The sequence below is a fragment of the Sphingobium sp. Ant17 genome, from assembly GCF_000588875.1.
GTDB lineage: Bacteria > Pseudomonadota > Alphaproteobacteria > Sphingomonadales > Sphingomonadaceae > Sphingobium.
Genome location: NZ_JEMV01000013.1, coordinates 1 through 21,032 on the forward strand (window position 1 = coordinate 1; position 21,032 = coordinate 21,032).

Annotated in this window: 20 protein-coding genes and 3 pseudogenes; 10 read left to right on the top strand and 13 right to left on the bottom strand. The window is 63.0% G+C overall.

What is annotated here, in order from left to right; all coding sequences use genetic code 11:
• Positions 1–329: 329 nt before the first annotated feature.
• The 7 genes and pseudogenes from tnpA (at position 330) to BF95_RS25540 (ending at position 5,200) form a co-directional block, all read left to right on the top strand.
• Complete coding sequence (gene tnpA / locus BF95_RS07880; RefSeq protein ID WP_043150621.1) at positions 330–692, top strand: IS66-like element accessory protein TnpA; 363 nt, start codon at positions 330–332, stop codon at positions 690–692.
• Entirely contained in the window at positions 689–1,045 is a 357-nt protein-coding gene (gene tnpB / locus BF95_RS07885; RefSeq protein ID WP_024018733.1) for an IS66 family insertion sequence element accessory protein TnpB, read from the top strand. Before tnpA ends, tnpB begins: the two co-directional genes overlap by 4 nt.
• Positions 1,046–1,187: 142 nt before the next feature.
• Positions 1,188–2,524 (top strand): annotated as a pseudogene (gene tnpC / locus BF95_RS28895) (IS66 family transposase); the annotation flags it as partial.
• Between the two features lie 35 nt (positions 2,525–2,559).
• Entirely contained in the window at positions 2,560–2,706 is a 147-nt protein-coding gene (locus BF95_RS30955; RefSeq protein WP_443018346.1) for a transposase domain-containing protein, read from the top strand.
• Complete coding sequence (locus BF95_RS07900; RefSeq protein ID WP_235209628.1) at positions 2,703–3,170, top strand: plasmid pRiA4b ORF-3 family protein; 468 nt, start codon at positions 2,703–2,705, stop codon at positions 3,168–3,170. Before BF95_RS30955 ends, BF95_RS07900 begins: the two co-directional genes overlap by 4 nt.
• 51 nt (positions 3,171–3,221) lie before the next feature.
• A pseudogene (locus BF95_RS07910) lies at positions 3,222–4,584 on the top strand (IS3 family transposase).
• A 166-nt stretch (positions 4,585–4,750) separates the two neighbouring features.
• A complete protein-coding gene (locus BF95_RS25540) occupies positions 4,751–5,200 on the top strand; it encodes a flagellar hook-basal body complex protein FliE (protein ID WP_235209629.1) in 450 nt (149 codons plus the stop codon).
• A gap of 356 nt (positions 5,201–5,556) precedes the next feature.
• Here the strand turns inward: BF95_RS25540 and BF95_RS07920 are convergent, their stop codons facing one another.
• Entirely contained in the window at positions 5,557–6,066 is a 510-nt protein-coding gene (locus BF95_RS07920) for a YybH family protein (RefSeq protein WP_235209630.1), read from the bottom strand.
• Positions 6,067–6,322: 256 nt separating this feature from the next.
• On the opposite strand from BF95_RS07920, the gene BF95_RS07925 reads away from it, so the two are divergent.
• Complete coding sequence (locus tag BF95_RS07925; RefSeq protein WP_051519908.1) at positions 6,323–6,529, top strand: DUF6118 family protein; 207 nt, start codon at positions 6,323–6,325, stop codon at positions 6,527–6,529.
• A 63-nt stretch (positions 6,530–6,592) separates the two neighbouring features.
• On the opposite strand, the pseudogene BF95_RS07930 reads toward BF95_RS07925, so the two are convergent.
• From BF95_RS07930 to copC, 4 genes and pseudogenes are all read right to left on the bottom strand, one after another.
• Positions 6,593–8,457: pseudogene (locus BF95_RS07930) on the bottom strand (FTR1 family protein).
• A gap of 308 nt (positions 8,458–8,765) precedes the next feature.
• The gene (locus tag BF95_RS07935) at positions 8,766–11,453 is read right to left on the bottom strand and encodes a vitamin K epoxide reductase family protein (protein ID WP_043150630.1); all 2,688 of its coding nucleotides are present in this window, start codon (positions 11,451–11,453) and stop codon (positions 8,766–8,768) included.
• 63 nt (positions 11,454–11,516) lie between these two features.
• The gene (gene copD, locus BF95_RS07940) at positions 11,517–12,242 is read right to left on the bottom strand and encodes a copper homeostasis membrane protein CopD (protein ID WP_235209631.1); all 726 of its coding nucleotides are present in this window, start codon (positions 12,240–12,242) and stop codon (positions 11,517–11,519) included.
• Between the two features lie 204 nt (positions 12,243–12,446).
• Positions 12,447–12,815, bottom strand: coding sequence for a copper homeostasis periplasmic binding protein CopC (gene copC / locus BF95_RS07945; RefSeq protein WP_037475981.1), 369 nt, complete (start codon positions 12,813–12,815; stop codon positions 12,447–12,449).
• A gap of 220 nt (positions 12,816–13,035) precedes the next feature.
• Between copC and BF95_RS07950 the strand changes: the two genes are divergently transcribed.
• Together BF95_RS07950 and BF95_RS07955 are read left to right on the top strand one after the other, a co-directional pair.
• Entirely contained in the window at positions 13,036–14,046 is a 1,011-nt protein-coding gene (locus tag BF95_RS07950) for an NAD(P)/FAD-dependent oxidoreductase (RefSeq protein ID WP_327195431.1), read from the top strand.
• Positions 14,047–14,299: 253 nt separating this feature from the next.
• Complete coding sequence (locus tag BF95_RS07955; protein ID WP_043150631.1) at positions 14,300–14,704, top strand: four-helix bundle copper-binding protein; 405 nt, start codon at positions 14,300–14,302, stop codon at positions 14,702–14,704.
• Positions 14,705–14,791: 87 nt separating this feature from the next.
• On the opposite strand, the gene BF95_RS07960 is transcribed toward BF95_RS07955, so the two are convergent.
• The 8 genes from BF95_RS07960 to BF95_RS07990 form a co-directional block, all read right to left on the bottom strand.
• A complete protein-coding gene (locus BF95_RS07960) occupies positions 14,792–15,517 on the bottom strand; it encodes a DUF2231 domain-containing protein (RefSeq protein WP_235209632.1) in 726 nt (241 codons plus the stop codon).
• A gap of 158 nt (positions 15,518–15,675) precedes the next feature.
• Positions 15,676–16,125: a DUF411 domain-containing protein gene (locus BF95_RS07965; RefSeq protein ID WP_051519909.1), complete on the bottom strand. Its 450-nt coding sequence runs from the start codon at positions 16,123–16,125 to the stop codon at positions 15,676–15,678.
• A 58-nt stretch (positions 16,126–16,183) separates the two neighbouring features.
• On the bottom strand, positions 16,184–16,567 hold the full coding sequence (locus BF95_RS07970; RefSeq protein WP_037472990.1) for a DUF305 domain-containing protein: 384 nt from the start codon (positions 16,565–16,567) through the stop codon (positions 16,184–16,186).
• Between the two features lie 48 nt (positions 16,568–16,615).
• Positions 16,616–17,227, bottom strand: a complete 612-nt coding sequence (locus BF95_RS30960) for a copper resistance protein B (protein ID WP_443018348.1) — start codon at positions 17,225–17,227, stop codon at positions 16,616–16,618.
• Entirely contained in the window at positions 17,220–17,891 is a 672-nt protein-coding gene (locus tag BF95_RS30965) for a hypothetical protein (protein WP_443018349.1), read from the bottom strand. The genes BF95_RS30960 and BF95_RS30965 overlap by 8 nt, the downstream gene beginning before the upstream one ends.
• Positions 17,881–19,941: a copper resistance system multicopper oxidase gene (locus BF95_RS07980; protein WP_043150636.1), complete on the bottom strand. Its 2,061-nt coding sequence runs from the start codon at positions 19,939–19,941 to the stop codon at positions 17,881–17,883. Before BF95_RS07980 ends, BF95_RS30965 begins: the two co-directional genes overlap by 11 nt.
• A gap of 88 nt (positions 19,942–20,029) precedes the next feature.
• Positions 20,030–20,602 (bottom strand): RNA polymerase sigma factor, encoded by a 573-nt coding sequence (locus BF95_RS07985; RefSeq protein WP_043150638.1) that lies wholly within the window; start codon positions 20,600–20,602, stop codon positions 20,030–20,032.
• Positions 20,599–21,018 (bottom strand): periplasmic heavy metal sensor, encoded by a 420-nt coding sequence (locus BF95_RS07990; RefSeq protein WP_037473048.1) that lies wholly within the window; start codon positions 21,016–21,018, stop codon positions 20,599–20,601. The genes BF95_RS07985 and BF95_RS07990 overlap by 4 nt, the downstream gene beginning before the upstream one ends.
• Between the last annotated feature and the right edge of the window lie 14 nt (positions 21,019–21,032).

A 21,032-nucleotide genomic window follows, 5' to 3' on the forward strand; every position in this document is an offset into this window, starting at 1 on the left:
AAAATGGTAATGAATACAGAATTCCGGCGCAGGCAGCAGTTGCATGATCGGCATGCCAACAAGCTTACCTAACGTCGGATGATGGGGGTGTGAGAAGGCGACGACCCGAATGGGCGAAATGAGCGAACAGATCTGGTTCGGGAAAACCAGTTACGAGGCGTGAGCATCCCAGCTCGAAAACGAGATTTGGACTCGAACCGCAGATCACCATACCGGCCAGCGGCTTCTGAAACGCCGCAACCAAAGGCCTGACAGAAGACCGCACTCGATCACTCGCTCTTCGGATCAGAAACTTCTTGCATCACGGGCGGCAACCACAGAAGCCTCGTATGAGCAGTCGCGGGGACGGCGGAGTGCTTGTACAGGTGGAGCGGCGTCGGAACTGGAGCGACGAGGAGAAGCTGGCGATCCTAAAGGAGACGACGGTGCCGGGCGTTGTCATATCGGCCGTAGCGCGGCGGCATGGGATAGGCACGGGTCAGCTCTACACCTGGCGCAAGCAACTGCTCCGGGGAGCGATGGCAGGCTTCGTACCTGTCGAACTGGCAGCATCATCGCCGTCGGCCAAAGCCCGAGAAGCTGGACGGATCGAGGTTCGCGGACGGTGCGGCCTGACGGTGTCGGTGGATGGCGAAGTTGATCGGACCGCCCTGAAACAGGTGCTCGATGTCCTGCGGGAGCTGGATCATTGAGCCTGGCGTTCCCGCCTTCGACGAAGGTCTACCTGTCGCTGGCGCCGTGCGACATGCGCAAGGGCTTTGACGGGCTCTCGGCGCAGGTGCGCAATATCCTTCAGCTGGATCCATTCTCGGGGGCGGTGTTCCTGTTCCGCGGGAGGAGGGGCGACAGGCTGAAGGCCTTGGTCTGGGACGGCTCAGGGCTATGCCTGTATGCGAAGCGTCTTGAGCGCGGAAAGTTTGTTTGGCCACGTGCCCATGAGGGTGCGCTGCGGCTGTCGGCAGCCCAGCTTGCGATGTTGCTCGAAGGCCTGAACTGGAAGCAGGCGATCGTCCACGACGAGGTCATCACGCCGAGCCTCGCATAGCCAAAAAGATCAGGAAAACCGCTATTTTATGTAGGCTTTGCCGTCGGCTTCCGCTATTATCTGCGGCATGCGGTTCGCCCTTGATCGCCTTCCCACAGACCCGGTTCTCCTGCAGAAAATGCTGCTGGAGATGGCCGATGTCATGGAGCAGGAACGGGCCGAACTGACGGCGGCGCAAGCCACGGTCAAAGCCCAGACCTTGCGGATCGAAAAGCTCGAACATCGTGTCGCGCGGCTGCTGCGCGTCCAGTTCGGCCGCAGCTCCGAGAAAATGGATATCGCCCAGTTGCGGCTGATGTTCGAGGAGGTCGAGGCACCGGAACCCGCCAACGATGAGGTGCCGGCGCCGCCTGTGGCGAAATCGGCTCGCAAACCCGGCGGCCGCGTTCCGCTTCCTGCGCACTTCCCGCGTCAGACAATCGATCATCAGCCCAGCCCGTGCAGTGGCGGTTGTAACGGACCCTCAGTCCAGATCGACGAGGCCGTCACTGAGGTTCTCGATTATGTCCCGGCGCGCTTCCGCGTCATCCGCCATGTCCGGCCCAGGCTGGTGTGCCGGTCCTGCGAGCAAATCCGCCAGGCGCCCGCTGTCGATCTGCCCCTGCCCAAGGTGATGGCGAGCAGCGCCTTGCTGGCCCATCTCGTCGTCAATCGCTTTGTCGATCATCAGCCCTGGCACCGGCAGTCGGTGATCTTCCGACGGGTGGGGCTTCATATCGATCGGGATGTGATGAGCCGTTGGGCACGGAAACTGGCATGGCTGCTCGCGCCACTGGGCGAGCGACTGTTCGCCTATATCCGGGAAGCCGCCAAGATCCACGGTGACGACACGCCGGTCACCTTGCTGGGCAATGGCGACGCAGTCGGACCGGGCACTTCTGGGTATATCTGCGTGATGACCGCTCAAGCGGCGACATGAGCCCGCCTGCCGTGGTCTTCCGCTTCAGCGCCGATCGTGGCGGAGCGCATCCGGCAGAACATCTCGCCGACTATCGGGGGTATCTACAGGCAGACGGCTTTGCCGGGTACAACGCGCTTTACCGCGACCCCAGGACCAAGGCGCCCAAGGATATCGTCGAAGTGGGATGCTGGAGCCACGCACGCCGGAAATTTACCGACATCCTGGAGAAAAGTCCGTCACCGATTGCGGCAGAGGCGGTCGTGCGGATCGCCGAGCTCTTCGCCATCGAGCGCGATATCAAGGGTGCGCCACCCGATGAGCGAAGACGCATCCGCCAGATCAAGGCGGTGCCGAAGCTGGAGGCATTGCGCGTCTGGCTCGAAACCCAGAACCGAGGCCTGTCATCTGACAGCAATCTGGCGCGTGCGTGTCGCTATCCGCTCAATCGCTGGCAGGCTATGGTCCGCTACTGTGATGACGGTCGGCTCGAGATCAGCAACAATCTGGTGGAGAACGCCCTGCGCGGTGTCGCGCTCGGGCGCCGGAACTGGATGTTCGTCGGCTCCATGAAGGGGGGAGAAGCCGCCGCGCTCTTCTACGCCCTGGCCGGTACATGTCGCTCAACGGCGTCGAGCCCGAGGCATGGTTCACCGACGTCATCGAACGCATCGGTGATCACCCGATCAATCGGATCGATGACTTTTTGCCGTGGAAATGGCAGGCATCAAGGCTGACCAACGATCTGGAGAAGGCTGCGTGAGCAACGGCACTGTCGTGCGGATGAAGATTACGCTGGACGATGTCACGCCGGCCGTCAGCCGAACGCTGGAGGTGCCCCTCAATATCCGGCTCGACCGTCTGCACACCGTCATCCAGACCGCCTTCTCGTGGACGGACTCTCACCTGTGGGAAATGAGCTTCGGGCAGACCGGCTTTGGCATCCCTGATCCCGAATATGGCTTCGACGGACCTCTTGACGCCCGTAAGGCCACTCTCGCCCAGGTCCTGGCGGATACGAGGCGCAAGACCTTCCGATATCTCTACGACTTTGGCGATGCCTGGGAGCATAGCGTCAAAATCGAGCGCATCAGCACGGCCAGCCCGCACCTGACATATCCGCTCATCCTCGATGCAGTAGGTATGCGGCCGCCGGAGGACTGTGGCGGCCCATGGGGTTACGTCGAAAAGCTCTGTCCGCCGTCAGCACCTATGGCGCAGATTTGAGGTTGTGATGCAAGGAGGTTGGGGCTTCGTCGCAGTGACGAAGGAACGAAGATGAAGGCCCAACCCTCCTTGAGAAAATCGCCCGCGAAGGCCCCTGCTGAGCGGGTGGTGAAGGATATTCGGCGTCAGACCCGTCGCCACTTCTCGGCCGAGGACAAGATCCGCATCGTGCTCGATGGCCTTCGCGGCGAGGACAGCATTGCCGAGCTGTGCCGCAAGGAAGGCATCGCGCAGAGCCTGTATTACACCTGGTCGAAGGAGTTCATGGAGGCTGGCAAGCGCCGCCTGGCCGGCGACACCTCACGTGCCGCGACCACCGGCGAGGTGCAGGATCTGCGCCGCGAGGCTCGTGCCCTGAAGGAATGCGTCGCCGACCTGACACTCGAAAACCGTCTGCTGAAAAAAAGCATGATCGCGGATGGGGGCGACGACGCATGAGGTATCCCGCATCCGAAAAGCTTGAGATCATCCGGATCGTCGAGCAGTCGCACCTGCCCGCCAAACACACGTTGGACAAGCTGGGTATCGCCCGCCGGACGTTCTACCGCTGGTATGATCGCTACCTTGAAGGCGGGCCGGAGGCGCTGGCGGATCGGCCATCGGCGCCGAGCCGAGTGTGGAACCGCATCGGCGACGATATCCAGGACCAGATCGTGGAACTGGCGCTGGAGGAAACCGACCTGAGCCCCCGCGAACTGGCGGTGCGCTTCACCGACGAGAAGCGCTACTTCGTCTCGGAAGCCACGGTTTATCGCCTGTTGAAGGCCCATGATCTGATCACCAGCCCGGCCTATGTCGTAATCAAGGCCGCCGATCAGTTCCATACCAAGACCACCCGGCCAAACGAGATGTGGCAGACTGATTTTACCTACTTCAAGATCATCGGATGGGGCTGGATGTACCTGTCGACCGTGCTCGACGACTTCTCGCGCTACATCATCGCCTGGAAGCTGTGCACCAACATGCGGGCCGAGGATGTGACCGACACGCTGGACCTCGCCCTCAAGGCTCGGGCTGCGACAGCGCCACGGTGCTGCACAAGCCCAGGCTGCTCAGCGACAATGGCCCCAGTTACATCGCGGGCGAACTGGCGGAATACATCGAGGCCCGAAAGATGAGCCATGTGCGCGGCGCCCCGTGCCACCCGCAGACCCAGGGCAAGATAGAACGCTGGCACCAGACCCTGAAAAACCGAATCCTGCTGGAGAACTACTTCCTGCCCGGCGACCTCGAGGCCCAGATCAAGGCCTTCGTCGATCACTACAACCACCAGCGTTACCACGAGAGCTTGAACAACGTGACGCCCGCCGACGCCTACTTCGGCAGGGCGCCAGCCATCATCAAACAGCGCGAAAGAATCAAGCGACAGACCATCGAATATCGGCGCTTGCAACACCGCAAGCTCGCCGCTTAACATCAACCCCCAGACGAGGCCCGCACTCCGCTAATCTACGCCGCGAGTTGTGCCGAATGTTCTGACGACGGACACGATGAAGAAATCATTCCTAAGCGTCGTTAACCATCCTCTAACGCTTGCGATGCGATCATGCAGCTATGCTAGAGGTCGCACCGGGGTGAACATGAGCAGCATCTTCATCAACGACGTCATGGCCGTGCGAAGCGCCATTCTCGACAGGAATGCGGCGCTTCGGAATGTAGCAAGCAGCGCGGTTTCTGTTGGTAGCCCCGAGGGTGCGGGAGCAAAATTCGAAGCAGCGATGAATACCGTGCTTGGAAAGGCGGACGGTGCAGACTCGGTCGTAGGTCCAGGTTCGACCCAAGGGATCTCGGCTGCCGGGCGCGCGGAACCAGGTGGCTTTACCTCTACACTGCAAACACAGCTTCAAAAGATCAATGAAATCAACGCTCGCGCCGGAAAGTTGACGGTTGCCTATGAACGCGGCGAAGAGGTCGATATTGCAAAGGTAATGCTCGCGCGGCAGGAGTCGTCGATCGCGTTCGAGGCGACGTTGCAAGTTCGCAATAAGTTGCTTTCCGCGTATAAGGACATCATGAGCATGCCAGTCTAGCGAAAACCTTGTCGATCATATCATTGTAAGGAAGTCAGATACGAGCATCCCACCGTATCAGCTATGATGGGTTCAGATCGGCATCGAAGGGTATTCTGTTATGAGAAGATCGAGGGCGATTATCACAGCCATGTTTCTGTTACCTCTGGCCGTAACGGCTTGTGGCAGCAGCGAGGAAACGTCGGACATCTCCGAGGATCAGATGAACCATTATGCTGGCATACCGGAGCACGATCACCCGACGAATTCTACAAATGCGACACCGCAGTCGGCTACGCCGAATCCAGCGAAGAAGCAGTAGCGGCCATATTGCCGACCCCTGAAGCTGGGTCCGGGCGCAATGTGATCTTGACCGATCAGGAGCCTTTCGGCTTGCGAGCGCTACTGTGCATGCTGATGATCTTCCAGCTGCTCCCCGAGCGCGTTAAGACGCTGGTTGCGACGCCAATACGTTCGGCAACAGCCCCGTTCTTCGGCTCGATCCGATAGCGGTAGGTCTCGGTGGCAAGTGCGACCGGACCCTCAAAGCGAACCTTCACCTTGTAGTCGGAAAATGTAAACGACTTGAAGGCTGCCAGCTCTGGCCCAAGATGATGGGCGAGGTATGTCGCGTAGGTTCCCTCCGAGCCACCCGTTTCGAATATCTGGGAGTCGGCCGCGAAGAGTCGCTCTGTTCCTTTCGCATCGAGCTTTTCAATCGCCGCCTTGTACTGCGACAGTACTGCCTCCACGGCCTTCGTATCCGCGAAGCGCGATGCAGGCTGGGCGGCGACCGCGATCGGCATCGCCAGTGCTGTGGCCATTGCCACCCTAAACGCCAAAATCATGTTTCCCCCTTCAAAATGCCAGATGGTTGAGGCCGCCATGCATGAAGGCGCGCCCCAGGAACCCTTGTACCGATATCGCCAGCGTCATCAAACCGAGCAAACCCCCAATACACCGCGCACGATCGGTCGGGCGCGGTGCGGTGCACTGTGGCCAGTTAGGCGAGGCCTATTCCAAATGTCGCGATCGAGGTGCCGAGCCAGCGGCGGCGGGAAGCTTTTGGTGCTGCTACTCTAGGTCCGCTGGCGGGGCCGATCGCGCACCTTGCACCGGCGAGCTGGCAAATGGCCCGAGCGCATGGCGGCGCGCGTGCTGGATGAACCCACCCTTTGGGATGCCGGCCAGCATCTGATGGTCAGCGCATCGCAGCCGAGCTGGGAGGTGATAGTCACGGCCGACAGGGTCTTGCGCGACAATCGCGAGACGATCAAGGGATGCCGCAAAGCCGCTGTGAAGGCGAAGCAGGCGGTGCGCTGCACGATCCAGAAAAAGGCGGCGGAATAGCTACGGACGCCTCCCGGCTCAGCCGCAAGAGGTGATGGTCTCCGTCATGGACTCGCATCGGTGCTAGTGAGCCGATGCCCTGCCCCGATCGCCGCGACGGTTCCAGGCGAACCCGATCGCGATAGCCACCGCCATCAGGAGCTGCGCCAGCACCGACTGCCATGTAGGGAACAGGCCAAGCATTGAGAGCCTGGGCACATCGCGAAGCGGCGCTATGGCAATGATGCCCGCCTCTTGAAGGGCCGCGACGCCCTTCCCCGCGAGCACGACCGTCAGGATCGCCATCAGCCAGGAGCTGTAGCGGAAGAACTGCGTGATCGGCAGCGTGCGGCTGTAGCGAAGCATGGCCCAGGCGATCACCGCAAGCAGGAGAACGGCCGAGCCCGCCCCGGCCAGCAGCACGGGACCGTTTCCTTGCGACCAGAGCGCCGCGTAGAACAGGATTGTCTCAAAGACCTCCCGATAGACCACCACGAACGCCAGCCCGAACAGGAACCAGCCCGATCCTCCGGTGAGCGCCCGTGACATTTTTTCCCGGATATAGCGTTGCCACTGATCGGCTTGCGCCTTGCCGTGCATCCATATTCCAACCGAGAGCAGCACGACCGCAGCGAACAGCGACCCAAACCCTTCGGTCAGCTCCCGGCTCGCGCCGCTGATCCCGATTGCATAGGTGGCCACCACCCAGGTGATCCCCCCGGCAACGAGCGCGCTGATCCAACCGCCATGCACGTATCGCAGCGCCTCTCCTCGCTCCGCCTTGCGAAGGAACGCGATCATGGCGACGACGATGAGCAAGGCTTCGAGCCCCTCGCGCAGCAAGATCGTGAATGCGCCCAGGAACGTGGACGCTTCCGTGGCGGCATCAGGCGCCAGCGCCGCTTCCGCATCGTCGAACAGCCCGTCGAGCACTGACACCTTTTCCGCGAGCTCGTTGGGCGAGGCACCGCGGTCGATCGCGGCGCGAAACTCGCCCATCGCGCCTTCGATCCGGCCCATCAGCGCCGCGTCGCGCGCGGTGAGCGTTGGTTCGACCGGCTCGAACCCGTCGAGATAAGCCGACAAGGCCAGCTCCCTCGCCCCGCGCGCATCGCCACGCCGCGCTGCCGCTAGGCTTTGGGCGAGCTTGGCGCGCGCAACCGCAAGCGAGCCAGGCGCGTGTTGCATCACCTGATCGGGATGGCGGCGGAGATAGGCCATGACCGCATCGGCCTTCGCTTCGCCAATCGAGGTGGCGAGCGCGGCCGGGGTGAGCGCGACGAGGGTTTTCAGGTCCGGTATGCGCTGGCGAAGCGCCGGGTTTGACTTCCACAGCCGCTCGCCTTCGCGCGCCTGTTCGTCGGTGAAGGCGAAGCTCCCGGCGCGGAAGGCGAGCGCCCAGCGCTGATCGTTCGCCACATCGGCGAAGCTCTGCATCCCTGTCCCGTCGATCCCTTGCGTCACCACCTGATAGAGCGCGAACACGCTTCGCTGGCGGGCGCGCTCGGCATCAGTGAACGCGATCGGCGGCGGATCGAGCTTGGCGGCGTCGGGGCCATGCCCGTCGCCCGTCATGCCGTGGCAGGACGCGCAGGATTGTCGAAACAGCGCATCGGCCGAGGCGAGGTCCGGAGCCTTGTCGGGCGCGAGCGGCACTGGATAGCGCGCAGCAGATCAGCCGCCAGCCCGTGCGCGGTGGTCGCCACCTGTTCAGCCGATGCCTTGCGCGCGATCATCCCTTGCAGGTTGTCGGCTCCTTGAACCAGCGCCGGCCGTTCCGGCTTCGCCGGCAGATCGCGCAGCCGCGTCGTAACGGACGCGGAGAACTCGTTCATCTCGGCATATTCGGCCGCGCTCTTGACCCGGCCCTCGGCAACCGCACCGCCATAATCGACGGCGATATAGTCGAGCAGCCGCCATGCGGTTTGCACGTCGCCGGGTTCGGCCATTGTCGCGGCCGGGATGAACAGCGCGGTGAGCGTGATGGCAAGCCGCAGGAGGACAAGTTTGAGGCGCTTCACTTCATATTATCTTTGTCTCGATGCGATGCAGCTTAGCCGCAGGCCACCAACGATCCTGCGAAGGAATCGCATTAGCATGCTGGACCGTACCGGAACAGTGTCGATGCTCGCTTAAAGCTGTAGCCGCGGTCCACCGCCCCCGTCATCACCCCCGCCGCCTGAATGACCGCCCGGATAGAACTCGGTACCTGGACTGCGCCATGCTGTGCCCCTCCTCTCTGGAGGCGAGTAAGGCCTCAAATTACGTATTTGTCCCAGCTCGCATAATGTTCGGGGCTGCGCTTGCCGCGCGGCAGGCTGAGCCCGATGAGCGCGATTCCCACGACCACCGACACGATCGCCCCAAGGGGGCCGGCCCCTGTCAGCAGGAACGGGGCAGCGACGAGCCATGCCCCGAACGCGACATTGATGAAGCGGAGAGCGCGGGCCACCTCTGCGGTGGCAATGATCGCGACTGTGATCACGAGGGCGCCGACCACATGGTCGCTGTTCGCCATGGCCCCGTCGTTGCCCAGGATCACCCGTGACAGCATCAGGAACGCACCGAGGGCGATGCTAGCTGCCAGAGTCCATGGCATCGTCAGACCTCGCTTCGCATCCGCCCACAAGATCGAAGGTGAAGCCATTACGTCAGCCGCATCCATCTCGCCTGCTTCGAGCGTGTCGCCCTGGAAGAAGGTGCGGATCAGCGGCCTGCCTTTGCGTTTCGCCCAGGCGAGAAACTGGCCCATGGCGATGACCTCGTCCAGTGCGAACGGGATCATGATCAGCATCGCGAGCGCAGCGACCAGCGCCAGCGTGCTCCACGTGCCGATCACGATCGGCTGACTGATGATGAAGTAGATGCTGACCACGCCGAGAGGAATGACCAGGATGCCAAAGAAGGTCACCATCCACGGCATGGTCCGCCAGCGATCGCGCGTGCCCATCACCGCCATCAGGATCTCGAGTACGTAGCTGATCGTGCCAAGGCCCCCATCAGGGATCGGCCACGCCTTCGACATGCCCGAAGTGATGATCTCCTCGGTCCCGTTGCGCGGGTCGCTGAGCGATCCGACGAAGAACGGCTCCCACGCGGTGTCGATGTGCCCCAGCTGGTAGGCGGTCAGGATGCGCGAGGTGAGAAGGCCGACCAGGCCCATGGCGACGATCGGCAGCCGCTGCGCGTCCGTCGACGGCGAATAGGTCCAGCCGGGCGGGATGTTCTTGGGGTCCATCATGCCCGCCATGCTCATGCCCGGCATCATCGGCACGAGCACCGACAGGGCGATCACGGCCGAGCCGATGAGCAGGTTGTTGTTGTACTGAGCGGCGCTCGGGCTCCAGAAGATCAAAGGCGCAAAGAACAGCCAGATGCCGACGAACGCCACTGCCCATTGCGCCCAGGTCTTGGTTCGAGGCCACAGCGACAGTACGCCAAACAGCGCGATCGCCAGACCGCTGACGAGATCGCTGATCGCCAGTGCGCTTGCGCGCCATTCGACTGAAGGCAGGCCGCGATCGACCGTGACGAAGCGCACCGCCTCGCCGACGCTCTGCGTCGTGACGGAGTCGTAGATAAGCGGGCTGGAGGCGAGCCACAGCCCGAGGCCGATGTTGGCGTAAAGAGCCCAGCGCGCACGGCGCTCGTCGCGGTCCATTATGGCCATGTGATCGCCGTGTGCACCGTGGCCGGTCATCGCCATGTCCGCCGCGCCAGGTCCGTGCCCCATGGCTGCATGGTCCATGCTGCTATGATCCACAGCCCCGTGATCCATGCCGGCCATCCCATCGCCTGCCGCTGCGGGTTGATGGCCCGGTCCGACAGGTTCGGCCCCTGGTTTATCGTGCCAGGCAACCAGATTCTCGTTGAGCTTGTTGTTCCGATACCAGGCCCGCGGATGGCGCTTCAACGCGGCAACGATCGCGGGCAGCGTGTCGCGGAGACTGTGTTTCGGCTCCCATCCGAGCAGCGAACGCGCGCGCGAGATGTCGAGGATATAGTGGTCGTTGCTGCTGTCGATCATCCAGGGCTGGATGAAGTCGTCGCTGCCGAGCGCCTCGTTCTGCAGGATGATTCCGGCCTTTGCGATCGGCTGCGGGATCCGGATCGTCTTCCAGCCCTCGCCGTGGAGCGTCTCGCCGACGATGTCCTGGATTTCGGCATAGCCGGGCGCGTCGGGCTCGCCGACGAGCAGTGGCAGTTCTGACGGCAATTCGTGCCGCCGATCGACCAGGCGCAGCACGGCGTCAGCCAAGTCGTCGCGGTGCACGGACGACTGCGCCGCACACAGCATGCCGGGATAGAAGTGCGAGATCAGGCGGTGCTCGTAGATCTGCGATATCTGCTGCGCGAGAAACGCCGAGCGCCCGTCGTCGTCGTAAACTCCTGCGGCGCGGAGGAAGACGACGGGGATGTTCCCGTGGCGCTCATGCAGCAATGCCTCGGTGTCGACCTTGGACTGCGGATACGCCCAGGACGCACCGATTGGCGACTCCTCGCTGATGCGCTCCTCCGGAGTGGCGGTCGGCTTATGGACCAGCATCGTGCTGGCGAAGACGAATTGCTCGACCTCGAACGATTGCAGCCCGTCAATCAGCCGGCGGGTGCCCTGCACGGTGACCTTGTCGTAGAGCGGATTCGGATCGCCCGTAATGTCGTAATAGGCGGCGAGGTGGATCACCGAGGCGATGCGGTTACCGTACCGTGCGCGCACTTCGTCGAGTGCAACCCGGACCGCTTCGTCCGACCCGAGGTCTATGTCGATCGCCGCTGCGGGCGGCGGCGGGTCTGGAGGACCGGCACGATCCAGGCCAACAACGGTGTAGCGTTTCCCGAGCCGGGCGATCAGCGCGGCGGCGATGAAGCCGCTCGCGCCCGTGGTCAGAACGACGTCGCCGTCGGCCTGGCCGCTGCCGGCTTCACTGCGTTTGACATCGGCCATGACTTGCTACCCTCGTTCGTTCACCTTTGAATACATCAACAGACCCAGCAGAGCTAACCTCACCTACATGCCCGATGCGGGCGGTGCGAGGGTGCCGAGCCATGCTACGAGCGCCAAGATACCAATCACGCAGGTTGTCTCGACCGCCAGGCTGACCCGCAGCGTCATAAGCGCTCCGTCATGATCGTTCATGGCAATCGAGCGTTCGAAGGCCGGCGTGAGGCGGAACCGATTAAGCGACGCGAGTCCCAGCATCGCTGCGAACAAGACCAGCTTGGCGAGCAGCAGCAAGCCGTAGAGCGTCGTGCCCAAGGCCGTGAAATTGGCTGGGCCCACGAGCAGCCAGCTGTTGATCAAGCCGGTAATCACTAAAATGGCAACCACGAGCGTGCCCACCGCCCCGAAGCCGTGCAGCGCCCGATGGGTAAGCTGAAGGTGCGCGGCATCGATCGCCTCGGCGCGGCGCATCATCAGGAGAAGCAATCCGAACAGTGCGCCAACCCATATACCGCCTGCGAGGAGATGGAGAATGTCCGCGCCCAGGTGAAGCCATCCGGTGCTTCCCTCGTCCATGGCACCGTGCCCGTTCCATGCGAGTGTCGCCAACGCCGTAGCGGCGGCAATCATGGCCATCGCCAGCCATGATGCTCTGCCTCGCGCCAGTAGGACCGCGCCCCCGGCAATGACCAGCGCTACCATGCGCACCTTCCAGGCGGAGCCAACCGGTGGCCCTCCGAGCAAGGCAGCCACCGCGGCCTCGTCGACCGGCCAGAATGGAGATCCGGCCATCGACGAGGCATGAGGATCAGGCCAGCGGCTGAGAGCAGCAACCCGAGCACAGCACTTCCCGAAAGCCAAGGCCGCAGAGCGATTGCATCCTCGCGCTCGCCGAGCCGAAGGCCATAGAGGCTGAACGCCGACAGGCCGAACAGCACCGCCAGGACGAGGTATAACGCCAAGCGGATGGCGACGGTCGGCCAGTCAATCATCCGCTCACTTCACCGTGAAGGTGTAGCTGCCAGTGATTTTGTGCGTGTCGCCGGAAACGACCTGCCAGTCGACGTTGTAACGCCCACGCGGGAGACGCTGCTTCGGGATGATCGTGAGCGTACGCCCGTCGGAGCCGACCGCGGCGCTGCTCGGCATCTTCATGGCCGCCATGCCAGGCATCGCGGCCATGATCAGTTCGGCCTTGGAGAAAGCAGGCACGAGTTTCTCGCTGAACTGGAGGCTGATCTTCTCCGGGGTCGCAACCGCCGCGTTGGCGGCGGGGCTGGCGGATACCAGCTTCGGGTGCGCGTTTGCGACGCCGCCTGCGAAGAACAAGGCGGCGGCGGCAGTCGTGATGAACAAGCGACGCATCTGGGCAATCTCCATTTCCATTGGGTTCACTTGTATTACGCAGCCGGACGTTTCACCCCTCACGATCTTTTTCGTGCCGCCGCACCCTCTCGATGAGGGGTCAACGGCACCGGCGCGTATTCAGAAGGGAGTACAGAGCGCTTTTCACTGCGCCTTCCCGTCCGGACGAGCTGTGGCCGCGGGCCTGACGGGCGCTCGCGGGGTAATGATGAGGTTGCGGTTGACCAATCAAGGCTGGACTGGCGATCCCGAGGAGGTCCTCGATTGTCTGATTGTGGGCGGTGGTCCCGCTGGCCTCACGACCGCGATCTATCTGTCCCGCTTTCTCAGGAGCTGCGTCGTTTACGACGCGGCGGCGGGGCGCGCCGCCTCCATCCCGCGCTCGCACAACCTCCCAGGATTTCCCGGCGGCATTTCGGGCGCCTCGTTTCTTGCGCGCCTGCAGGCTCAGCTGCATGAATATGGCGGTACGGTCCAGAACGGTGAGATCGACGCGATCGTCGCATCAGGCGACCACTTCTCGGCAAGTTGCGGACTGAACGTCCTGCACGCGCGGACCGTCGTGCTCGCGACCGGTGTCGTCAATCGACGCCCCGAGATGCCTGATGCGATGCATGACATCGGCGTTGCGCGTGGTCTTATTCGCTACTGCCCGATTTGCGATGGTTATGAGGCTCGGCGAATGAACGTGGCGGTGCTCGGCTGCGACGGCCACGGCGCTGACGAAGCCGAATTCCTGCGCGCTTATGGCGCGAAGGTCATGCTTCTCGCCGAACGGTCGCTCGACCTCGCACCGACCGAATTTGCCAAGCTGAACCAGCAGGGCATCGATGTCGCGCCCTCGCCTGTCGAGCAGCTGCGTCTTGGCGATTGTGTCGAGGTGCGGTTGGCCAATGGCCTGGAGCTACAATTCGACACGCTTTACCCTGCGCTCGGCTCGTCGCCTCGAACGCGGCTTGCCACTTCGCTGGGCGCGAAGCTCAGCGAATCAGGTTGCGTGCTGACCAACGCCCACCAACAATCCTCTGTTGCTGGCCTCTACGCGGTTGGCGACGTTGTGGAAGGGCTCGATCAGATCAGCGTCGCGACCGGACAAGCAGCGGTCGCTGCGACCGCAATCCATAACCTGTTGCGCGACCGCGACAGCGGATTGGCATCCGCCATGGCCGGGCTGTGTCCCGCTCGGGGCGTACTGCGACGTAGCGCGAACCATCGGCAGTGCAACGAGTGAAAGCCGCCACCCAGCGCTGATTTGTACCCACACGACGATCGGCGACACGGCGCTTCTCGGTTCGATGATCCCGCAGCACGATCCCGGGACTCGCTCACGCAGGCGGCGTGGGCGTCGACGGTGCGCTACGACCAGCGCCGGCGGTTACTCGACACGCCCAAGCGGCCGCACGGTCCAACGCAAAGGCCGGAACATTTCAGGTTTGTAACCTCTTGCTTCGACAGTTGTTAGACCGCGCTACCAGGAGAGAACCATGCAACACATGCAAGAGATGATCGCCACGCATCCGGACGTGAAGGGAAGCACGAACGACGCACTGATCCGCTGTATCGAGGAGTGCTACTCATGTGCTCAGACTTGTACGTCGTGCGCTGATGCCTGTCTGGCGGAAGACATGGTCGCACAGCTTCGCCAGTGCATTCGTCTGAACCTTGACTGCGCCGACATCTGCTTGGCGGCAGGTTCGCTCGGCACCCGCCGCACCGGCAGCAATGAGCAAGCGCTGATCGCCGTTCTTCAAGCCTGCGCCATCGCCTGCGGGTTGTGCGCGGAGGAGTGCGAGAAGCATGCGAGCATGCACGAGCATTGCCGCATCTGCGCTGAACACTGTCGCCGCTGCGAACAGGCTTGCAACGAAGCGGTTCAGTCGATCCGCTGATCAGCCGAGGACGCGTCCTTGGCGGAGACGCGTCCTCGACGGTCCCTGTTCAGGAAACGACCGCTTCACGCACACAGCCGGACTGGGTCAGAACGCCAAGTGGTTTATTCCGCCATGCATGAAGGTTCCGCCAAGGAACCCCTGGATGGAGATCGCCAGCGTCATCAGGCCAAGCAACACCCAGTACAACGTCCGCGACCGCTCGGGACCCTTACGGTGGCGCGCTGCCATCCAAGCCAGCGCAACGCCGAAGACCGCGATCAACGTCCCTAGCCAGCGATGCGTCATCAGGATCGGGTTGCGGTCGGTCAGGTAGAACCCGCCTGCGAACCAGCCCAGGAATGCTGCCGCGATAGCTCCGAGCGCGCCTACGACCAGCATTATGTGTGCGACATGCTGATAGTCCCGGTTGCGGCGCCACAACCCGAACAACTCCACCCCGAATGCACCGATGAACAGTGCGATGGGAAAATGAATGACCATGGTGTGAAGCCGGCCCAGCCAACTCACAAGCCGTTCGCCGAAACTTTTGTTCTTGTTGGCGGTCTCCTCGTGCATGCCGCCCATGTCCATGTCGTCGCCGGCGATATCGCGGTCGCCCATGTTCATGTCCACGGTCGACATAGAGCCCATGTCCATATGGCCGTCGCCGGCGTCCGCTCTATCCTTTTTCTGAGTCTCGACTGCGCTGTTAGCGGTGGGCCCGGGACCGGCCCCAAGCGCATCATGATCTTCATGCGCCGATGCCGACGTGCTTACTGACATTGCAACCGCAAGGAGCAAAGCGAAGGCCCCGCCTCGTTTACCGCCCATCACCCAACTCCTTGATTCATACTCATCAATTCCCGTTGCCTCACCCGTCCGAATCCTCTTGTGAAACTCATCGTCTGCTCTCCAAGACGAACTGGACCGTGGAGCTACACCAGCTGCGGCGACCGCGTCCTGCGGCCCCGCCCCGAAAAAATCGCCAATCAGCTGCCGTGGCGGGCAAATAGGCGGCGCCCGGTGGAGCCGAAGGCGACCACGTCATAGGCCTGCGCCTTGACGCCCGGCACTTCCATTCCCGGCGAGCCGAGCGGCATACCGCCGACCGCGAGGCCTCGCACACCCTTGGGCCGGGTCGCCAGAGCCCGCTTCATGTCGGCAATCGGCACGTGGCCCTCGAAAGCCATCCCATCGGCGATTGCTGTGTGGCAAGACGAGACGTCCGCAGGGACCCCCGCGCGCTTCTGCAGCGCCGGGCGATTGGAATCATCGACGACGCGCACCTGGCGCCCGAGCTGCCGCTGCACCTGTGCTGCCCACTTGGCGCAACAGCCGCAGCCGGGATCGCGGTGCATAACGATCGGGGTGGCCGCGCTGACGGCAACCGGAACCAACAAGGCTGCGGCAGTAAGCGCGGATCGTAAAGCTGTCTTCATGGAAAAACTCCTTGGTCATTCCTCCCGCCCCCTCGTGGGGCGGGAGGAACGAAGATTATCACTGAGGTCGCTTGCTCATCGACCGGAGCATCGCCTGGAGTTCACCGATGCTCTTGTTTTGCTCGGCAATAGACTTCTGAGCCATTTGCCGGGTCTTCGCATCGGGCGCCTCGCGGAGAACGATCTGCGACATGGCAATCGCACCGCGGTGATGCTCGATCATCTTGCGGGCCCACGTCTCATTTGCATTGGCGCCTTTGGCCCTCATCATCTTCTCGTGCATCGCCATCTCGGCGGGCATGAAGGGCGTGTTCATGCCAGGCATGTTGTCGTGGTTCATGCCCTGCATTTTCGAGTGGTCCATGCCTTGCATCTGCTGCTGAGCCAAAGCCGGGCTCGCTGCCATCGCCGCCAGAGCCAGAGCTGTAAGTGTCTTAAACATTGCCTGCTCCTTCTTGGACTTAGTCAACGCAACAAAGCCCAATCGGCCTCAAAACCATGTGCGAATGCCCAGAACAAGGCTGGTCGATGACGCATCCTCGCCGTCCTCGCGTGCAAAACGAGCAGAGCGGCCCACTCTGCGCTCGTATGAAACACCGATATAAGGGGCAAACTCGCGCTTCACCTCGTAGCGCAGCCGCAAGCCAAGCTCGAGGTCCGACAAGCCCGAGCCGATCCGGTCTTCCGGAACGTCTTGCGCCGCAAATTCCGCTTCGAGACGAGGCTGGAGGATCAGGCGCTGGGTGATACGCTGATCGTAATACCCTTCAACGCGGCCGAGCACGTCACCCTTGCTAGACAAGAACAGTGCGCCCTCCACATCGAAAAAGCCTGGGGCCAGGCTCTCGAACCCAACCGTAGCGTAGACACGGGAGGGGTTGGGCTTGAAGTCGTAACGAATCCCGGCCTGGAAGTCGGTGAAGGGTCCGATCGCCCGTGCATAGAGCGCCTGCAGCTCCGCCCTTTCCAGGCTTCTCCCAAAGTTCCCTTCGCCTTCGGTTTTAAGAACCAGGCGATTGATGTCGCCACCGTACCAGGCACCGCCATCCCATCGATAGGCGTCGCGACCGTCGCGGACCTGGTATTCGGCCAGATTAAATATGACCTGCGAGAAATTCTGGCGCCGTGCATCGACTGCAGATGCTGCTGCGAATGCGCCATGGCGGGGGCAGAGTAGACTTGGTCTGCGGCCCGATCCATCGGGATGGGCGGCGGCGGAGCGTTGCCGGCCGGCAGGTTGGTCCCGACCATTGTCGTGCCGGTCGCCGAAGGAGGCATGCTTCCCATGTCGTGACCTGCCATGCCTTGCATAGCGCCCGAACCATGGTCCATGCCCTGCATGGCACCTGGCTGGCCGGGGGCGGCACCGCCGGAGGTATCTGGCATCGCGACATGTCGTGCCCGGCACCAGGATTGGGGTTGGCTCCAGGCGTAGTCATGCCCGGCATGGCCGTCATGTCATGACCGGCGTGAGGATCGGCAACGACCGCTCCAGGGGCCGGCGGCTTGGCGGACCGACTTGCGGCGGGCTTGGCCCCCGATCCCGCCTTCGCGCGCGGTGTCGACTTGGCGGCGGGCTTCACGGACTTCTTGCGCGCGGCGGGCTTGGTCGCTGCTGGCTTCTTAGCGGCAGGCTTTTTCACCGCTGGCGTCTTTGGCGGCGGCATCTTCATGCCGGGCATATTGGAATGGTCCATCTGCGCGGCCGCCGGGGTTGCCAGGCCGAGCGCTGCGCCGCTCGCGATCAGGAGGAGCTTAAGCTGCATCGCGATTCTCCTCGCCCATCGGGCGAACGGTCACGACACGCATCATCCCTGCGGTCATGTGATAGAGATTGTGGCAGTGGAACGCCCAGTCGCCGACCGCATCGGTCGTCACGTCGAACGTCATCTTGCCGCCAGGCGCTACATTCACCGTGTGCTTGCGAGGCGCCAAGTCGCCATGCCCGGTCACCAGTTCAAAGAAGTGCCCGTGCAAGTGGATTGGGTGCGGCATCATCGTGTCATTGATCAGGGTGACGCGCGCGCGTTCGTCCTTGCGGAACGGGATGGGGTCGGCGGGGTCGCTGAGCTTCTGGCCGTCAAAGCCCCACATATAGCGCTCCATATTGCCCGTCAGGTGGATCTCCAACTGGCGCGCCGGGGCACGAGCGTCCGGGTTGCGATCCAGCGCGACAAGGTCGCGATAGGTGAGCACGCGATGATCGACGTCCTCCAGCCCCTGCGGCGGCTCGGCCGTGCGGTCCTTCGGCATCGGCGAGATGGTCTGCACCCCCGGCCCCATCTTGACGCCGGGCGCGTTCTTCGGGTTGCGCATGTTCATGTCCATGCCCCCGGAGCCGTGATCCATTCCGGCCATCCCACCGGCCTGCCCTGCACCGCCTTGCATGGCGCCGTGGTCCATCCCCGCCATGCCGCCGCTGCCCGTCTGGCTTGGGGTTATGCCCGACGCGCTGGCACCCATTTGGCTGTGGTCCATTCCCGCCATCGCGCCGGAGTTCATTTGGCCATGATCCATGCCGGCCATGCCGGCCATCCCGGACGCAACCGCGACCGCCCCGTGGTCAGTCGGTCCCTTCCAGCCGGTTAGCTTCCACAGGTTACGCGATGCGTTCTGCTGGACCGTGGGGTCGAGGCCGCGCTTCGCCACCGGGTTCTCGTCGGACATCCCCGACATTCCCTCCATCCCCTTCATGCCTCCCATATCCATGCCCATGTCGGTCATGGTCAGGAGCGTGCGCGGGCGAAGCGGCGGGACTGGGGCGATCATGCCCTCGCGCGGTGCCAGGGTGGCGCGCCCCATGCCGGAACGGTCGATCGCTTCGGACACGAAGCTGTAGGCGCGGTCGCCGGGCGTCACGATCACGTCGAACGTCTCCGCGACCCCGATCTGGAACTCGTCCACTTCGACGGGCCGGACGTTCTGGCCGTCGGCCTGCACCACTGTCATTGGCAGGTCAGGGATGCGGACGTTGAAGTTGGTCTGCGCCGCGGCGTTGACGATGCGTAGCCGGACGCGCTCCCCCGGCCGGAAGAGACCCGTCCAATTGTCGTAAGGCCCAAAGCCATTGACCAGGAAGGTGTAGGTCGAACCCGTGACGTCCGCGATGTCCGCCGGGTCCATCCGCATCTGCCCCCACTTCAGGCGATCCTTGAGGGGCATTTCCCGTCCGGCGAGCAGTCCACTCAGCGTCGGGCGCTGATAGTTGAAATAGGCACCGCCCATCTGCTTGAGCTTGCGGAAGATCTCCTCACCGGTCATCTGGCTGTGATCGGAGAGCACGATCACATGCTCGCGGTCGAATGCGATCGGGTCGGGTCCCGCGGGATCGATGACGATGGGGCCGTAGAGCCCGCCCTGCTCCTGCTCGCCCGAGTGGCTGTGGTACCAGTAGGTGCCTGACTGCACGACTGGAAATTCGTACACGAAAGTCGAACGTGCCTTGATGCCGGGGAAACTGATGCCCGGCACGCCGTCCATTTGGAACGGCAGAATGAGACCGTGCCAGTGGATCGAGCTATCCTCGTCAAGATTGTTGGTCACCGCGAGCCGGACCTTCTGGCCCTCCTTGAGGCGGACGAGTGGCGCCGGGACCGTGCCGTTCACCCCGATCGCGGGCGTTGTAATTCCGTCCATGACCAGCTTCATCCGGTCGATCGTCAGCGCGATTTCCGTGCCTGATACGGTCGGCAGCGGCTTGGCGATGCCGCGCGACACAGGTTGCGCCCAGGCTGGCAGATAGGCCGACATGGCCAGCGTGCCGCCGAGCATGGCGGTTCCGCGCATCACGTCGCGCCGGTTCAGATTGCGGCTCATGCTGTTCCTTCACTCCAATTCAATGCTTGCAGCCGGGGGACGCCGCCGCTGACATTACCCCTTATTACGCATGAACCAGCCCGCCCCCTCATGCGCAATTAAGAATATTCGACAATTTTATTCGCGCGCGCCGGAGCCGCGTCTCCACGGCCTTGCCGCTGATCCCCAGCGCGGCGGCAGTTTCCCCTTGGGACAAGCCTTCCACGGTCCGCAGCAAGAGCGTCTCCTTAAGCGTGGCCGGCAGCTGGGACACCGCGCGCGAAAGCCGGACTAGTTCTGCGCGATCGAAGGTTACCGCGTCGGCGCCTGGCGCCTCGTCCCACTCACTTTCCATCGTCTCGGGCGGCAGCGAAGAGGCGAACGATAATATCTGGCGTATGCGACGCCACCGATGCCAGTCGCGGCTCTTGTTGATCGCCACGCGGGCCAGCCACGCAGCGAGCGGCCGATCTCCGTCATATCTTGGCAGGTTCTGAAAGGCGGACGCGAAGCATTCCCGAGTGAGGTCAAGCGCCTCTTCGGCATCGCCGATATGTGCACGGATCAGGCGGTAAACCGGCCCCTTGTGCCGGCGCATGATCTCGGCGAAGGCGGCCTGACGTCCAGCGAGCGTCAAGGCGGCGAGTTCGCCGTCCGTGCAGGCCGAAAGTTCAAGACTCACCGCGCGTCTGCGGTCAGCGCCTTCACCACCGCGCGGTCGAACGTCCTCGCCTGGTCGGGCCGCAGGATCTGCCGCATCGCGAACATATGGTTCAACGTCTCCTTTTGGAGCTCGCCCATCGCGCCGTGCGAACGATCGACGGCCGCCGCGACCTGCGGCCCGTTACCATGTTCGGCCTCGATGGCGTCGGCAAGCCGGGCGTTGTCGGCCCTGAGTTCAAGCTCCAAGGCACGCCTTCGAACGGCGAAGCGTGACTCCAGCGTCTCGAGCTTGGTCCGTTGAGCTTCGTCCAGCTCGAGCCCGTCGTGGAGCAAGCTATGAAGTTCCACGCCCGGGCTCGGTGGGGAAGGGAACAACTCGCGCCCAGCCCACACGCCTGCGATCGCTGCCAAGAACACGACGGCCGCGATCAGCATCGTTCTCCGGGCGC

Coding starts and splice junctions, on each gene's coding strand:
- BF95_RS07925 (WP_051519908.1), top strand. CDS start 6,323: ATGGCGGCGCGCGTGCTGGATGAACCCACCCTTTGGGATGCCGGCCAG.
- copC (WP_037475981.1), bottom strand. CDS start 12,815: ATGCGTCGCTTGTTCATCACGACTGCCGCCGCCGCCTTGTTCTTCGCA.
- BF95_RS07955 (WP_043150631.1), top strand. CDS start 14,300: ATGCAACACATGCAAGAGATGATCGCCACGCATCCGGACGTGAAGGGA.
- BF95_RS30955 (WP_443018346.1), top strand. CDS start 2,560: ATGTCGCTCAACGGCGTCGAGCCCGAGGCATGGTTCACCGACGTCATC.
- tnpA (WP_043150621.1), top strand. CDS start 330: ATGAGCAGTCGCGGGGACGGCGGAGTGCTTGTACAGGTGGAGCGGCGT.
- BF95_RS07920 (WP_235209630.1), bottom strand. CDS start 6,066: ATGGCGGCCTCAACCATCTGGCATTTTGAAGGGGGAAACATGATTTTG.
- BF95_RS07960 (WP_235209632.1), bottom strand. CDS start 15,517: ATGGGCGGTAAACGAGGCGGGGCCTTCGCTTTGCTCCTTGCGGTTGCA.
- BF95_RS07970 (WP_037472990.1), bottom strand. CDS start 16,567: ATGTTTAAGACACTTACAGCTCTGGCTCTGGCGGCGATGGCAGCGAGC.
- BF95_RS07980 (WP_043150636.1), bottom strand. CDS start 19,941: ATGAGCCGCAATCTGAACCGGCGCGACGTGATGCGCGGAACCGCCATG.
- BF95_RS07935 (WP_043150630.1), bottom strand. CDS start 11,453: ATGGCCGATGTCAAACGCAGTGAAGCCGGCAGCGGCCAGGCCGACGGC.
- BF95_RS30965 (WP_443018349.1), bottom strand. CDS start 17,891: ATGCAGCTTAAGCTCCTCCTGATCGCGAGCGGCGCAGCGCTCGGCCTG.
- copD (WP_235209631.1), bottom strand. CDS start 12,242: ATGGCCGGATCTCCATTCTGGCCGGTCGACGAGGCCGCGGTGGCTGCC.
- BF95_RS25540 (WP_235209629.1), top strand. CDS start 4,751: ATGAGCAGCATCTTCATCAACGACGTCATGGCCGTGCGAAGCGCCATT.
- BF95_RS07990 (WP_037473048.1), bottom strand. CDS start 21,018: ATGCTGATCGCGGCCGTCGTGTTCTTGGCAGCGATCGCAGGCGTGTGG.
- BF95_RS07965 (WP_051519909.1), bottom strand. CDS start 16,125: ATGAAGACAGCTTTACGATCCGCGCTTACTGCCGCAGCCTTGTTGGTT.